Source organism: Amycolatopsis alba DSM 44262 (assembly GCF_000384215.1).
GTDB classification, from domain to species: Bacteria; Actinomycetota; Actinomycetes; order Mycobacteriales; family Pseudonocardiaceae; genus Amycolatopsis; species Amycolatopsis alba.
Genome location: NZ_KB913032.1, coordinates 8,016,885 through 8,032,123 on the forward strand (window position 1 = coordinate 8,016,885; position 15,239 = coordinate 8,032,123).

The following is a 15,239-nucleotide window of genomic DNA, read 5'->3' on the forward strand; positions in this document are numbered from 1 at the left end:
CGCCGCGCTGGTCCGAACGGCCGATACCGGGACATACCGGCGCGAAGGTAAATTCTTGAGGCCCGATCCGGGCTTTACTGGGGGGTACATGAGTCCTGCACTGGAGACTTCGCGTCCACTGTCGACTTTCAGATCCCGAGTGGCGGCTTTGGCCGCAGGGATCCTCACGCTTTCTTCGGCTGTGACGGGCTTCGCGGCCGAGGCCGCGCCCGCGACGGCCCTCAGCTCACCGGCGTCGAGCTTCACCGCCGTCCAGCCGACCCGGTTCCTGGACACCGTCCGCGGCGTCGGGGTCCCGGTCGGACCGGTCGGCGCGCGCACCACAGTCACCGGCAGCGCCGCGGGCCTCGCGCCCGAAGGCACCACCGCGATCGTGCTGAACCTCTGGGCGGAAGGCCCGACCGCGGACACCGCGGTGACAGTCTTCCCGCACGGCACCGCGCGGCCGGGTCTGCCGAACCTGCTGGTGCAGAACGGCAAGCGACGGTCCAATCAGGTCACCGTGCAGGTCGGCGCCGACCGGACGCTGGACTTCTACAACGAGTCCGGGTCGACCCATCTGGTCGCGAGCATCATGGGCTACTACACGACCGCGCCCGGTTCGCGGTACACGCCGGTGAGCGCCATGCCGCTGCCGATCTCCTCGATCGGCCCCAACGCCACGACACGGGTGAGCCTGACCGACAAGGTCCCGGCCACGGCCACCGCGGTCACCTTCAGCTTGACGCTGAGCCAGCCCACCGTGGCCACGTATGTCACCGCTTCTCCCGCCGCCACGCCACGACCGACCATGTCGAGCGTCTCCGCGTACCCAGGCGGTCAGGGCTCGAACCTGATCACGGTCAAGATCGGCGCCAACCGCTCGATCGACCTGTACAACTTGGCGGGCACGGTGCAGGTGGAAGCCGACATGGTCGGTTTCTACGCCAGTGACTACGGCGCGCTCTTCACCCCGGTGGCGCCCGAACGGGTCCTCGACAGCCGCAGCGGTCTGGGCGTGTTCGACGGGCAGCCCAAGAAGATCGGCCCGAAGAGCGACCTCTCCTACCGGCTCCAGCCGTCGATTCCGTCCAACGCGCTCGCGCTGGCGCTCAACCTGACCGGGTACTCGGCGACCACGAACACCGCCATCACCGCCTGGGAGAACCGGTCGAGCAGCGAGCCGCCGCCCAGCGTGCACGTGGTTCCGGGACAGACCATCTCGGTGGCGGTGGCCCCGCTCGTCGGTGCGATCTTCGGGTCGCCCGGCACCGTGGGCGATGTCATGCGCACGACCTACATCCACAACCGCGCCGGCTCGATCGACGTGACGGCCGACCTGTCCGGCTACTTCACCCTGCCGCCCGCCGACTGCCTGGCCGGCTGCGTGACGACCTGGGGTTCCTACTCCTGGGAGCAGGGCGACGCGTCCCCGGTGACGATGAAGCCGTTCAGCGGTTTGAGTGACGTCGTCGCGCTCGCCGGAGGGGCCGACAGCGGATTCGCGTTGCGTGCCGACGGCACCGTCAAGGCATGGGGCGACACCGGGAGCGGGCGGCTCGGCAACGGCTGGTGGGCGGGTGGCGCCACCACCTCGCAATCGCCGGTCCCCGTCGTGGGGCTCACTTCCGTCAAAGCCATCGCGAGCGGCGACGCCAAGGGCTACGCCCTGAAGTCCGACGGCACCGTGTGGCAGTGGGGCCAGAACGTCGTCGTGCCGGTCCAGGTCGCCGGGCTGACCGGGATCACCGCCATCGCGGCGGCCAGGGAAACCGGGTACGCGCTGAAGTCCGACGGCACGGTGTGGTCGTGGGGCGGCAACACCCGCGGTGAGCTGGGGAACGGCTCCACCGCCGCGAGCTCCTCCACCCCGGTGCGTGTCTCCGGGCTCAGCGGGATCAAGACGCTCGGCGCCACCTCCGGCAGCAACGGATACGCCGTGAAAACGGACGGCACGGTCACTGCTTGGGGCGACAACGCCGAGGGCCAGCTGGGCAACGGAGTCACGTGCACGGCCCCGTCGGGTTGCTTCTCCCGTGTCCCGGTCCAGGTTTCCGGGCTGACCGGGGTCACCTCGGTGACCGGTACCTGGGCGCGCGCCTTCGCGCTGAAATCCGACGGGACCGTCTTCGGCTGGGGCGACAACCGCAGCGGCGGACTGGGCAACGGCTCGGACTGCAGCTCGAACTGCGCGTCGCCGACCCCGGTCCAGGTGCGTGACGTGACCGATGCCAAGGCGATCGGCCGGGGCGGTTATGCCGTCCGCGCCGACGGGACGGTCCTGGGCTGGGGCAGTAACGACAGTTTCGGCCTGGGTGGTGCCGTCATGAGCTATCCGTACTACACGACGGTGCCGGTCGAGATTCCCGGTCTGAGCGGGGTCAAGGCCGTCACGGACGGTCTCGCGCTGCGGTAGCGGGCCGAATACCCGCCGGTCCGGATCCGCCCGGCCGGACCGGCGGTGCTCCCGGATGGGAGCCGGTCTCGAGGACTTGAGTCTCCACCCGCTGGAGGCTTTACCGTCACTTCCATGACGATCAAGGTCCTCGACACCTATCCCGCGATCCGCGAGATCCTCCGCGCGCCGCGGGCCGACCGTGCCGCACTGTTCAAGGCGATGGCCGAGCCCGCCGCCGGCATGTACCGCTACTTCCCCGGCGACGTCGACCTCGTGGCGATGCACGCGATGAGCTCAGGTTTCCCGCTCGACCGCGACGAAGAACGCTGCCTCGAAGCGCTGGAAGCCCTGCACGAAGCCGACGCCTGGACCCGGATCCAGCGGGCGCTCGACGACGCTGTCACCGCGCAGCTCGCGGCGACGCCGGGGATCACGGTCCCGGACATCACCGTCCTCACCGTGCTAGGTGATCCGGGCGACGGGCACTTCATGGGCCCGAACCTGGGGATGACGGCGAACGGGAGCGTCTCCGGCTACCTCCACCTCAACTTCTGGCCGTATCCGGAGAACCTGGCGCGGCTGGAGGCCACGGCGGTCCACGAGCTGAACCACAACCTCCGCTACAGCCCCGGCGGGGTGATCTGGGCTCCGGCGACGGTCACCGTCGGCGAGCAGATCGTGTCCGAAGGGCTGGCCGACGCGTTCGCCCGCCAGTTGTACGGCGACGAACTCGGCTACACCCGCATCGGCGTGCCGCATCTGCACGACGACGCGGTGTTCGCGAAGGTCGTCTCCGGTTTGGAGATCACCGGGATGCGGAACTTCACCGCCTGGGTGCACGGCGACGAGACCGCCGCCCGCTACGGCGGCACTCCCGTCGGCCTGCCGACCGGCGCCGGGTACGCGGTCGGCAACCGGCTCGTCGACGCCTACCTGGCCGCGACGGGCCGCACCGCCGCGGAGGCCCTGCTGGCGGACCGCCGCGACGTCATCGACACCGCGCTCGCCTAGGACTCGCGGCGCCTCGACCGGATCGTCAGCGCCACCAGCGCGCCACCGAGGAGCAGCAGGAATCCGCCGGAGACCAGCAGACCGCGGATGTCGCTACCGGTCGAGGCCAGCGGGCCGCTGTCGGTCGGTCCGCCGCCCGGCGTGGTCGCTCCGGGCTGACCTGGTGTCGTGTACGTGGTCACCCCTGGCCCCGGCGTCGTGCTCGAGGAACTGCTGGTGGTCGGCGAGGTACTGCTGGACGACGGCGCGCTGCTCGAGCTGGTCGGGCTCGACGACGTGGTGGCGCTGCTGCTCGAACTCGAAGAAGAGGTCGGGCTCGACGACGTCGCGCTGGACGACGTGCTGCTGGAAGTGGTGCTGCTCGGCTGGCTCGACGACGTGGTCGACGTCGGCGCGGTCGAGGTGGACGTCGTCGAGGTCGGCGAGGTGGAGGTCGAGGTCGACGTGGGCGAGCTGCTGGTCGACGTGCTGCTGCTCGTGGTGGTCGAGCTGCTGCTGGTCGTGGTCGAGCTGCTGCTCGTCGGCGAGCTGCTGGTCGTGGTCGGGCTGGTGGAGCTGGACGAAGACGAGGTGGACGTGGAGCTGGAGCTGCTCGGCGTGGTCGTCGGCGTGCTGCCGCATTCGGGCAGGTCACCGGTGAACGGGTAGGCGTGGAACTCCTGCCCGCCACCACCGGTGGCCTCGGAGCTGTGCACCAGCGAGCCCGTGGTGAAGAAGCGGCCGTTCATCCCCGCCGCGGTGACGGTCGCGGTGCTTCCCGGCTCGCCGACCAGCACGCTGCCCTGGAACTGGGCGCCGCCGGCGATCTTCACCCTGGTGGCGTCCGGGAAGTTCCACAGGAGCTTTTCCCGCAGCTTGTTCAGCGGGTCCTGGTCGTTCAGGTCACCGGTGAAGGTGTTGATCGTCCGGGCGGCACCCACCATGTTGACCAGGATCGTCGCCCCGGCCGGGATGCCTTCGAACTCGATCCCCTGCATGCCGCCGGTGGCGCCGGTCAGGTCGAAGTCGACGGTGAACACCTGCAACGCGGATTTCCCGTCCCCGGTGAACAGGGTGCGGTATCCCTCGTTGCGTGCCGTGCCCGTGGCCGGGCGCGGCGTGGTGCCTTCCCTCGCGTAGCACTTGCTCGCCACCTGAAGATCCTCGCGCAGGCCCACGTAGGGTTTCGCCGCGTCGGGGTCTTTCACGAGCGTGCCGGTCACCGTCCCGGTGACGGTTCCCGCGTGCCGGACGACCCCGTCTTCCGCGAGCAGCCGCTGTTCCGCCGCGACGCTGACGTTGCCCCCGGTTGTCAGGAAGTCGGCGCCGTCCGGCGGCGGGACCCGTGATCCGACACCGGCGACGCCGACGTTGTAGATGGCGGAGGCGCCTGATCGTTTCTGCATGTCGAAATTGCCGAGGACGACGACTCGCCCTTCGGCTTCCGCCGCCGCTTCGCGTACCTGGAATTCCCCGCCGACGAAGACGTTGATGCCGTTGTCGCGGCCGGGGTAGTCCTGATTGTTCACCGGCGGGTATTTGCCAGGACAGGACGATCCGACGCACGGTCCCAGTCCGCCCGGCAAGGGGGCGGCGACCGCGCCGTCGGTGACCACGAGAGCCGCCACGCACACCGCGGCGGCGGCACCGGCAGAAACAGAGGCGAATCGCCTTGCACGCATGGGGGCGATTCTTGTGCCCATCGACCGGATGAACATAATCGGAAAGGCCAAATACCCCCGTCCGGGTGGTTTCAGGTCCAGCTCCACCGAATTCCGTATTGCCCTGGAAGCGGGTCGAGGGTGATGAACTGAAAAGTGCGGCTCCCCTGGTCGAAGGCCATTTCTCCGCGTTCTTCCGGCGGCGCGGCGCTGCGCGGCTGAAAGAACGCGACGCAACGCCGGGGCAGACAGTCCGGATCGAACGTGATGCTCAACGCCAGATCCCTGGCTGGCCGGAAGATGGCCATCTGCGCGTGCTCCCCGGTCTGTCCCGGCGGGAACCGGACGCCGAACGCCACGAAAGCCAGCTCTCCCGCCGACAGCGTCCGATCCAGCTCGAATTCGAAGGCGCAGGTGGACGACGGGACGTCCGCGCGGAACCGGGCCGGGCGGCAGCCCTCGGTGAACAGCACCACCGGTTCCCTGCTGAGACTGGAACAGCGGATCACGAACAGGAACCGGGAAGTGCCGTCGTGATCGGCGCGGACCAGCCGACGGACCCGCATCGACTCTTCGTGACCATCTCCGTCGACACGGAACGACACGTACTGCGAAAGCCGATGCGGAGTGTCGAGTTCCTCCGGGGTCGCGTCCACTTTGGCCAGTGCGCGCGCGATCGTCTCGGGACGGCCCCACACCTGGTCGTAGGCCACCGCGCGATGGTTCACCTTGCCGCGTGGCCGCCGCGGGCCCAGCAGCCCGGTGAACGTTTCGGGCCGCTGGCCGAGAATCGCCTCCAGCGCGGTGACGGCGGCGAGTGAACTGGCCCGTTCGGGCCGGTTCTCCCCGTTCTGCCAGTAACTGAGCGCACTGATGCTCACCGGCGTCTCCCTCGCACGCAGACGGCGGCTGATCTCGTTGAGACTCAGGCCGCTTCGCTCGATCGCGGCGCGCAGAGCGGACCCGAATTCCGCCGGAAGGGTGCTCGTCATGAAGGCGCAGCGTACCGCCCGAAACGCCCGACTTTCGTCGGGTGAACCCTGGGCCGTTCAGAGTTGTCCAGCGTCCTGAACGGCTTTTCGTTGACGCCGCACCGGCCGTGATTATGGTCGGAGGAATCCCGGAATTCGTTGCGGATTCCCGAATTGATCGTCCTCCCTTCATAGCCGGAAGAGGATTCCCATGCGCTCAGTGACAAGACAGCGACGATGGCCGCGCCGGACGCTCGCCATCGCGACCTCCGCTCTCGCGGCCGGGGCCTTCCTGGTCGCCGCGCAAGCACAGCCGGGCGAAGCCGCGCCACCGGCGGTGCCCGCTGTGGCCGATCAGGTTCCGCAACTGGTCGAAGCGGGTGTCACCGGCGGCCCCGCGTCGGTGTCCGCCCAGGCCGCCTCGGCCCGGTCCGTCTGTGCCACCGGCGCGCAGTGGTTACGCGTCCGGTTCACCGAACTCGCGTTGCGCGGCAACGACTCCGTGACACTCACCGGCAGCCGCGCCGGTTCGTTCACGCTCACCGCACGGCACTGGCCTGGCAAGGCGTTCCACACCCGTGCCTTCGAGGGTGACTGCGTGCGGGTCACGGCGGCGCTGTCCGACCCCGCCAGCCGGTTCGCCATCGACTCCTATCAGGCGGGTGACCGGCCGCTCGCCGAGGCGACCACGACCGTCGCCGCGGTCGGCGACGTCTGCGGGTCTTCGTGCAACCAGACCGCCCCGCTGATCAAGAACATGAACCCGCAGGCGCTGATCCTCGCCGGGGACAACGCCTACGAGTCGGGCACGGCGTCGGACTACAAGAACAACTACGACCCGCACTACGGCCAGTTCAAATCCATCAGCTACCCGACGCCGGGCAACCACGAGTACAAGACCTCCGGCGCGTCGGGCTACTTCGACTACTTCGGCGCGCGGGCCGGTGAACGCGGCAAGGGCTATTACAGCTTCGACGTCGGTGACTGGCATTTCGTCGCGCTCAACTCCAACATCACCCACAGCACCGGTTCGACCCAGGTGACCTGGCTGAAGAACGACCTCGCCGCGAGCACCAAACCGTGCACGGCCGCGTTCTTCCACCATCCGCGGTTCAGCCGCGGCACCCACGGCGACGACACCTCGGTGAACCCGTTCTTCCAGACGCTCTACGACGCGAAGGCGGACCTGATCGTCGTCGGTCACGACCACAACTACCAGCGGTTCGCGCCGTCACGGCCCGACGGGAAACGCGACGACGTCAACGGTGTCCGCCAGCTGCTGATCGGCACCGGCGGCCGGGGCTACTACAAGTTCGACAAATCGTCGGCCGCCGAACAGGAAGCGGGCAGCACCAACACCTTCGGCCTGAGCAAGCTGACACTGACCGCGAGCGACTACCGCAGCGACTTCGTGCCGGTGTCCGGCCGGACCTTCACCGACACGGCGACCGGCAAATGCAAGAAGGGCGTCTCCTCCCCCGCGTTCTCCCTCGGCACCAGCCCGTCGTCGGTATCGGTGAAGCCGGGCGGGACGGCGTCGGTTTCGGTGAACGTCGGCAGCACCGGCGGCTTCACCTCGGCCACCACCCTGTCGGTGTCCGGTCTGCCCTCGGGGGTGACCGGCACGATCTCGCCCTCGTCGGTCACCCCGCCCGCCAACGGCACCGCGACGGCGACGCTGACCTTGAGCGCGTCGGCGTCCGCGAGCGGATCGGCGACCGCCACGGTCACCGGGTCCTCCGGTTCGGTCAGCCGGACCGCGAACGTGGCGGTCAGCGTAGGCTCGGGCGGCGGCGAGGCGTTCGCCGACGACTTCGAGACCGACCAGGGCTGGCAGGTCGACACGGCCGGGACGGACACCGCCACCTCGGGCAAATGGGAGCGCGGGGTTCCCGAGCAGACGACGTCGACCTACAGCAAGCAGGTCAAACAGCGTGGCGACCCGACCAGCGGCGTGAACTGCCTGGTCACCGGGCGGGCGGCCGGGTCGGAATACGGCGCCAACGACCTCGACAGCGGGGTCTCGTCGATGACCTCGCCGGCGTTCACCGTGCCCGCGGGCGGGAAGCTGACCTTCTCCTACACCTTCGCCCACGGCGACAACGCGACCGCCGACGACTATCTGCGGCTCCGCGTGCTCGACGGCACCACGCCGACGACGGTGTTCGAGAAGCTCGGCTCCGCGGCCGAGGTCGCGGGTGCCTGGCAGAGCGGCACGGCGGACCTGTCGTCGTACGCCGGGCGGAGTGTGCGGCTGGTGGTCGAGGCAGCCGACGCGAGCACGCCGTCGCTGTGGGAGTCCGCGGTCGACGACGTCCGCGTCACCGCGTAGCGCGGGAAGGCCGGACATGTACCTCTCCACCGTTCGCTCCGCTGACACCGCCCGGCCCGCCGGACGCGCGAAGCACGCCGTACCCGCCACCGTGCTCGGCCTGGGCGTGGTCAGCCTGATCACGGACATGTCCGCCGAGATGGTCACCGCCGTCCTCCCGATGTACCTCGTCTACGGGCTCGGCGTCGGCTATCTGCAGCTGGGCGCGATCGACGGGCTCTACACGGGCGCGACGGCGCTGCTGAGGCTGGCGGGCGGCTGGTTCGCCGACCGCCTCGGCCGTCCGAAGGCCGTCGCCCTGGTGGGCTACGGCCTTTCGGCGGCGACCAAACTCGCCTTCCCCGCCGCCGGGTCCTCGCTCGGCGCGATCGGCCTGGTGATCGGCGCCGACCGCGCGGGCAAGGGCATCCGCACCGCGCCGCGGGACGCGATGATCACCCTCGCCACCCCCGACGGCGGCCTGGGCCGCGCGTTCGGTGTCCATCGCGCGATGGACACCGCCGGCGCGCTGCTCGGGCCGATCGTCGCCTTCGGGCTCCTGACCGTCCTCGTCGGCGACTATCCGGCGGTGTTCGGGGTGAGCTTCTGCCTCGCCGTGATCGCGGTGATCGTGCTGGCCGTGTTCGTCCGCGCTCCCGCCGGGACGGTGGAGCGGTCACGGGTGCGGTTGCGGGCGGGTTTCGCGCTGCTGCGTCAGCCCGGTCTCCGCGGCACGTGCCTGGCCGCCGCGCTGCTCGGGGTCTGCACCGTCGGCGACATGTTCCTGTTCGTGGGTGTGCAGCAGTCCGCCGGGCTGCCGTCGGCGGCGCTTCCCCTGCTACCGCTGGCGACGGCGCTCGCGTTCATGGCACTGGCGTCGCCGATCGGACGTCTCGCCGACCGGGTCGGGCGGTGGAAGGTGTTCCTCGGCGGCCACGTCGTCCTGCTCGCCGCGTACGTCGTCCTGGCCGCTTCGGCGAGCGGGTGGCCGGTCGCGGCGGTCGTCCTGACCGCGCACGGCGTGTTCTACGCGTGCACGGACGGGGTGCTGATGGCGCACGCGTCGCCGCTGGTGCCGGAGTCCCTGCGGGCCACCGGCCTCGCCCTCGTCCAAACAGGACAGACCCTGGCCAGGGCCGCCGGAGCGGTGGTGTTCGGCGCGCTGGCGGCGGAGACGGCGGTGCGGCCCGCGTTCGCGATCTTCGCCGTGGTGCTGCTGGTATCGGTGCTGGCCGGAACGAGGGTGAAATGAAACGGACAAGGGTGGGAATCGCGGCGATCGTGGTGGCGGTGGCGGCCGGGGCTGCCTTCGTCGGGCTGCGTTCCGGCGACGCGGTCGCGGAACAGCAGCTGGACCTGGCCCATGGCGGAATGCTGTACGTAGACGAGGCGGGCCGGGTCCGGCAGGAAGACCGCGTCGGGCCGTCCTGCCGGCGCGTGGACGTCGCGGCGGGAACCCTGGCGTGCCTGCGTGCGACGGCGGTGCCCGACCAGGCCGAGCTGATCGTCACGAAACCGGGAGCGGAACCGCGGCGGATCTCCGAATGGGGCACGCCGTCGCGAGTCCGGGTCTCCCCTTCCGGGCGGCTCGTGAGCTGGACGGTCTTCCGCGCCGGCGACTCCTATCTGGGCGGGGTCGGCACGTTCTCCACCACCGCCGGGATCTTCGATCTCGGCACCGGAAGCCACTACGGCTCACTGGAGGACTTCACGTTCATCGTGGACGGAAAGCCGTACACGGGACAGGACCTGAACTACTGGGGAGTGACCTTCGCCAGGGACGATCGGACGTTCTACGCCACCGCCAGGTCGGCGGACGGTACCTGGCTGGTGCGGGGCGATCTCCGCGGCCGGACGCTGACCGCGCTGCGGCGCAACGTCGAATGCCCGTCGCTCTCGCCGGACGGCACCCGCGTCGCCTACAAGTTCCGCGACGGCGACCGCTGGCGGCTGCACGTCCTGTCCCTCGTGGACGATCGCGACGTCCCGCTCGCCGACCCGGCGCATCTGGACGACCAGCCACAATGGCTCGACGACCGGACCGTCTCCTATGGACGGGACAAAGCGATCTACCAGGTGCCCGCCGACGGGACCGGCGCACCCGTCCTGCTCCGCCCGGCCGCCTCCTCCCCCGCGGTGGTGCGGTGACCCTTTGCCTGCTTGACTGCTGCCGTGCCGTCAGATCGTGAAACCTCCGTCGAAGCGGAGTTCTTGACGGTCGTCGGCCGGTTCGCCGGTCCGGCGCGGGGCGCCGGGCTGGTGGTGATCAGCGTCTTCGGCGTCCTCGCGACGCCGTCCGGCGCGCTCCCTCTCTCCTTCGGGCTGCTCGCGCTGGCACTGGGCACCGCGGTGGCCGAGCACCTGGCGGGGAAGACCGGCCGCGGCAAGCCGGTGGCGCTCGCGCTGACGCTGGTGCGCGCGGCGGCGATCTGCGGCACGCAGTTCCTCACCGCGCCCGAAGCGGGCGAGCTTAACCAGTGGGCGCTGAATGTCCTCACGATCACCGCGATCACCCTCCAGTGGGAGTGGCCGCCGAAGATCACCGTGCCCGCCGTCGCCTGCCTGCTGGCGATCGAGGTGGTGCCGCTCGGTTTCGAGGACGGCTTCTCGGTGGTGCTGCGGGTGCTGCTCGAAGCCTCGCTCGCCAGGGGCGCCTTCCTCCTGCTGGCACGCACGACGCGCCGGATCGACCATCTCCGCGAACGCCGGGCCCGCCTGGCACGCGAGGAATCCCTTGCGGTGGAACGACGACGTCAGGAACGGGAGTATCTGGCCGTCCTGCACGACACGGCGGCGGCCACCTTCCTCACGGTGGCCCAGCGCGGCGAAACCGCGGACCCGGCGGCGGTCGCCGAGTACGCCCGCCGGGATCTCGCGATCCTCACCGGCGAATCCGGTCCCGGCAGCGTGGTCGACCTCGAGACCTCGTTGCGCGGCGTCCTCGCGCAGAGCCCGGTGAAGGTCGAGACGATCTGGTCGCCGGTCCCGCCGATCCCGGCGTCGGCGGCGCTCGCGCTGGTCCGGGCCGTGCGTGAGGCGCTGGTGAACGTCGACAGGCACGCCGGTGTCGGCGAGGCCCGGCTGACCGTGACGGACGGGGTCCGGGTGACCGTCCGGGACGAAGGCCGCGGTTTCGACCCGGCGGCGACCCCGGCGCAGCGGCGAGGGGTCCGGGGCTCGCTCCTCGAGCGCATGGCCGCGGCGGGTGGCCGGGCCGAGGTGACCTCCGCGCCCGGTGCGGGGACCACGGTGGATCTGGTGTGGCCCCATGAATGAGACCGCGGACCGGGTTCTCGGCGGCTGCCGGATCGCGGTCCTGCTCGCGACGGCGGTGATCCAGGTCGGGCTCAGCCTGATCCGGCTGGACGGCCCCGCGAGCCGGATCGCGTTCACCGCGCTCGCCGCGGTGCTCGTCGTGGCGGCCTGGTGGGTGCTGCGCTGGAAGCCGGTCCCCTGGCCGGTCGCGCTCCCCGGAGCGGTGGTCGTCCTCGCCGCGTCGGCGACCGCGATCTGGGCGCTGCCCCCGGATCAGCTGTTCGGTGACGGGGACTGGGCGTCCGGCCTCGCGGGCTGGCATCTGCTGGTGCTGCTGCTGGACCGCCCCGCGCTCGCGATGGCCGCGCTCGTCCTCCAGATGACACTCACCTTCGTCCGGCAGGGCGCGGCGCCCGCCGATCGCGGCGAGATCGGCAGCGCGGTGATCGTCGGGCTCAGCGTGCTCGCCTTCCAGGCCGCGACACTGACGCTGATCAGGGTCGTCAACCGGCGGGCGGGCGAAGCCGCGGAGGCCTCGGCCGAACGGGACCGGCAGGCCCACCGCAAGGCGCTCGCCGAACAGCGGGAGGCCGACCAGCGGAGCCGGTTCGCCGGTCAGCTCGGCGCCACCCTGCCGCTGCTCGCCGGACTGGCCGACCGCACCCTGGACCCGCGTGACGAGACGGTCCGGCAGCGCTGCACGCTCGCCGCGACGCAGCTGCGGCGGCTGTTCGCGGAGAACGACGACGTCGGCGACCCGCTGGTGCACGAGGTTTCGGCGTGTGTCGACCTCGCCGAGCGGCGGGGCCTGACGGTGACGCTGGCGGTCAGCGGCGAACCGGCGCCCGTGCCGACCGCGGTCCGCCGCGAACTGACCGGCCCGCTGATGACCGCGCTGGCCGCCGCCCGGTCCCAGGCCAGGGTCAGCGTCCTGCGGACCGGCGACGAGATCCGGGTCGCGGCGATCACCGACGGTGAACCCGGCGCGCAGGCGAACGGATCGGGTGGCGTCGACGTCGAATGGCACGCACTCGGAGAACGATCGTGGATGGAGGCGAAATGGCGTTCGCGACCGAACTGACCGCGGTGGTCGTCGACGATCATCCGGCCGTACGGGCCGGGGTCGTGCACTGGCTGTCGTCGGGTACCCCGCCGGTCACCGTCGTGGCCGAGGGTGAGGACGTCCGGGCCGCCTGGATCGGCGAGGGCGCGCGGGCCGACGTCGTCATCCTCGATCTGCACCTCAACAGCACCACCCCGGCGATGGGCGATCTGCGCCGTCTCACCGAGGCGGGCCGCCGCGTCGTCGTCTACTCGATGCGGGCCGACGACGAGACCGTCCTGCAGTGCCTCGAACTCGGCGCGCTCAGCTATCTCACCAAGGCCGAGGGCGCGGAGCACCTCCTCGAAGCCGTGCGCGCGGCGGCGGCCGACCGGTCGTACACGCCGCCGTCGCTGGCGGGCGCGCTGGCCGGGGACCGCTCGGAGCGGCGTCCCGCCCTGTCCGCGCGGGAGACCGAGGTGCTCATCGAGTGGTTCCAGTCCGAGTCGAAGGATTTCGTCGCGCACCGGCTGGGGATCTCGCCGAACACGGTCAACTCGCATCTCGAGCGGATCCGGGTGAAATACGCCCAGATCGGCCGGGAGGCCCCGACCAAGGCCGCGCTCGTCGCGCGGGCGATCCAGGACGGGCTGATCGGCGTGAGCGATTTGTGATCGGCTGTGGTGCGAACGGGCCACACCGCCGGACCGCATCGGTGATTACCCTGCGTGGCGAGCACGCCGGAGCTGATCCGGCGAGAAGTCCGAGGAGATCCATGAAGTCCGCCCGTACCGCCCTGTTCGTCACCGGCTGTGCCGCCGCGCTGCTGCTTTCCGCGTGCGGTGAGGAGGGCGGGAAGACCGTCAAGGCCGACGGCACCATGGCGCCCGGCAGCGAACTCAAGGTCGGCGAACGCGCGGTCGTCCCATTCGAGTCCGGCACCATCGCGATCACCGTCAAGTCGATCGACATCGGGCCGAAGGAAGACCTCGCCAAGTTCAAGGACAAGGGCGAAGGCACGCTCCCGGTGTACGTCCGGATGGTGATCGAGAACGTCGGCGGCACGGACCTTTCCGGTGCCGACGTGTCCCTGCGCGCGGTGGACGCGAACGGCAAGGGCACCAAGGTGATCATGGCAAGCGGCACTCCGGCCTGCAAAGGCGAGGCGCCGGAGAACTTCGCCACCGCGGGCGCGACCTTCGAGACCTGCGACACCCAGGGCGTCAAGGACGGCGGCGAGGTCGGCGGCGTGACGTTCAGCGACGGTGACGGGTACAAGGACAAGCCGGTCATCTGGAAGAAGTGACCACGACTGGGCTGATCAGCGCAATCGATTCGTGATCGGTTGTGGTGCGAACGGCCCACACCGCCGTACTCCCGTGTCGACTACGGTGCGTGGCGAGCACGCCGGAGCCGATTCGGCGAGAAGTCCGAGGAGATCCATGAAGTCCCACCGCATCGCCCTGTCCGCCACCGGTTGCGCCGCCGTGCTGCTGCTTTCCGCGTGCGGCGGCAAGGAGGAGGCGGGCAGCCCGGCTCCCGCGCCCGCGCCCGCTCCGACGTCGTCGGCTCCCGCGTCCTCGCCCGCGACCAGCGGCACCGTCCCGGTCTCGAACGCCGACGCCACCGCTCCGGGCAGCGAACTGAAGGTCGGCGACCGCGCCGTCGTGCCGTTCAAGTACGGCAACGACAAGGCCGGCACCATCGCGATCACCGTCAAGTCGATCGAACTGGGCGCGAAGGAAGACCTCGCCGCCTACGGTGACAAGGCCAAGGGCATGACGCCGGTGTACATCCGGATGTCGGTGGAGAACGTCGGCGGCACCGACCTCACCTACAGCTCGGTGCGGCTGCGCGCGGTCGGCGCGGACGGCAAGAGCACCGGCGTGATCATCACCGGCGAAACCCCGAAGTGCCAGTCCGAGACGGCGAAGAAGGACTTCAAGACCGTCGGCGCGACTTTCGAGACCTGCGGTCTCCAGGCCATCAAGGACGGCGACGAGGTCGGCGGCGCGACCTACACCGACAGTGACGCGTACAAGGACAAGCCGGTCATCTGGAAGAAGTAGGTTCCTGTGAAGGCCCCCTTCCCCGCCTGCGCCGGTCGCGCTGCGGGGCCGGGGGCCCGTGCGTACCGTTGACCGGGTGGTCCACGTGCACCGGACGATCACCGTCCGAACCCCCGCCCAGACCGTCGTCGACTATCTGAAGGACTTCGCGCACGCGGAGGCGTGGGACCCCGGCACCGTGTCCTGCACCCGCGCCGACACCGGCCCGATCATCGTCGGGGCCCGGTGGCACAACGTGTCCGAGTTCCGCGGCAAGAAGACCGAGCTCACCTATCGGCTCGACCGGCTGGAGCCGGATCGGATCGTGTTCGTCGGCGACAACAAGACCGCCACCTCCACCGACGATCTGACGGTGACCGAAGAAGACGGCACGACGACCATCAGCTACCACGCCACCATCGAGTTCCACGGGCTGGCGAAACTCGCGGACCCCTTCCTGAAGCGGCAGTTCGAGAAAATGGGCGATGAGCTGGTGCCGGAGATGACGAAGGCTCTCGAAGCGCTTTAGGTCACGCAAGGGTCGTTCATGACATCCGGAGCGAGTCGGCAGGCTGAGTGGCCGG

13 protein-coding genes are annotated in these 15,239 nt (G+C 70.2%); 11 read left to right on the forward strand and 2 right to left on the reverse strand.

Annotation, left to right across the window (positions count from 1 at the left end):
* The first annotated feature begins 181 nt into the window (after nt 1–181).
* Together AMYAL_RS48085 and AMYAL_RS0137360 are read left to right on the forward strand one after the other, a co-directional pair.
* Entirely contained in the window at nt 182–2,395 is a 2,214-nt protein-coding gene (locus tag AMYAL_RS48085; RefSeq protein ID WP_051137599.1) for an RCC1 domain-containing protein, read from the forward strand.
* 114 nt (nt 2,396–2,509) lie between these two features.
* Complete coding sequence (locus AMYAL_RS0137360) at nt 2,510–3,388, forward strand: DUF2268 domain-containing putative Zn-dependent protease (protein ID WP_020636411.1); 879 nt, start codon at nt 2,510–2,512, stop codon at nt 3,386–3,388.
* On the opposite strand, the gene AMYAL_RS47170 is transcribed toward AMYAL_RS0137360, so the two are convergent.
* Entirely contained in the window at nt 3,385–5,049 is a 1,665-nt protein-coding gene (locus AMYAL_RS47170) for a choice-of-anchor A family protein (protein WP_051137600.1), read from the reverse strand. The two genes, AMYAL_RS0137360 and AMYAL_RS47170, sit on opposite strands and share 4 nt — an antisense overlap.
* 71 nt (nt 5,050–5,120) lie before the next feature.
* Nucleotides 5,121–6,020 (reverse strand): helix-turn-helix domain-containing protein, encoded by a 900-nt coding sequence (locus AMYAL_RS0137380; RefSeq protein WP_020636415.1) that lies wholly within the window; start codon nt 6,018–6,020, stop codon nt 5,121–5,123.
* Nucleotides 6,021–6,210: 190 nt separating this feature from the next.
* Here AMYAL_RS0137380 and AMYAL_RS0137385 point away from each other — a divergent pair, with 190 nt between their 5' ends.
* The 9 genes from AMYAL_RS0137385 to AMYAL_RS0137425 all read left to right on the forward strand — a co-directional run bounded on the left by AMYAL_RS0137385 (nt 6,211) and on the right by AMYAL_RS0137425 (nt 15,184).
* The gene (locus tag AMYAL_RS0137385) at nt 6,211–8,331 is read left to right on the forward strand and encodes a metallophosphoesterase (protein ID WP_020636416.1); all 2,121 of its coding nucleotides are present in this window, start codon (nt 6,211–6,213) and stop codon (nt 8,329–8,331) included.
* A 16-nt stretch (nt 8,332–8,347) separates the two neighbouring features.
* Nucleotides 8,348–9,562 (forward strand): MFS transporter, encoded by a 1,215-nt coding sequence (locus AMYAL_RS0137390; RefSeq protein ID WP_020636417.1) that lies wholly within the window; start codon nt 8,348–8,350, stop codon nt 9,560–9,562.
* A complete protein-coding gene (locus AMYAL_RS0137395; RefSeq protein WP_026467764.1) occupies nt 9,559–10,458 on the forward strand; it encodes a TolB family protein in 900 nt (299 codons plus the stop codon). The genes AMYAL_RS0137390 and AMYAL_RS0137395 overlap by 4 nt, the downstream gene beginning before the upstream one ends.
* A 24-nt stretch (nt 10,459–10,482) precedes the next feature.
* Complete coding sequence (locus tag AMYAL_RS0137400) at nt 10,483–11,586, forward strand: sensor histidine kinase (RefSeq protein ID WP_020636419.1); 1,104 nt, start codon at nt 10,483–10,485, stop codon at nt 11,584–11,586.
* A complete protein-coding gene (locus AMYAL_RS0137405) occupies nt 11,579–12,646 on the forward strand; it encodes a hypothetical protein (protein ID WP_020636420.1) in 1,068 nt (355 codons plus the stop codon). Before AMYAL_RS0137400 ends, AMYAL_RS0137405 begins: the two co-directional genes overlap by 8 nt.
* Nucleotides 12,625–13,281, forward strand: a complete 657-nt coding sequence (locus AMYAL_RS0137410; RefSeq protein WP_020636421.1) for a response regulator transcription factor — start codon at nt 12,625–12,627, stop codon at nt 13,279–13,281. Before AMYAL_RS0137405 ends, AMYAL_RS0137410 begins: the two co-directional genes overlap by 22 nt.
* 101 nt (nt 13,282–13,382) lie before the next feature.
* Entirely contained in the window at nt 13,383–13,913 is a 531-nt protein-coding gene (locus tag AMYAL_RS0137415; protein WP_020636422.1) for a hypothetical protein, read from the forward strand.
* 136 nt (nt 13,914–14,049) lie between these two features.
* Entirely contained in the window at nt 14,050–14,676 is a 627-nt protein-coding gene (locus tag AMYAL_RS0137420) for a hypothetical protein (RefSeq protein WP_020636423.1), read from the forward strand.
* Between the two features lie 76 nt (nt 14,677–14,752).
* Complete coding sequence (locus AMYAL_RS0137425) at nt 14,753–15,184, forward strand: SRPBCC family protein (protein ID WP_020636424.1); 432 nt, start codon at nt 14,753–14,755, stop codon at nt 15,182–15,184.
* The last annotated feature ends 55 nt before the right edge of the window (nt 15,185–15,239 follow it).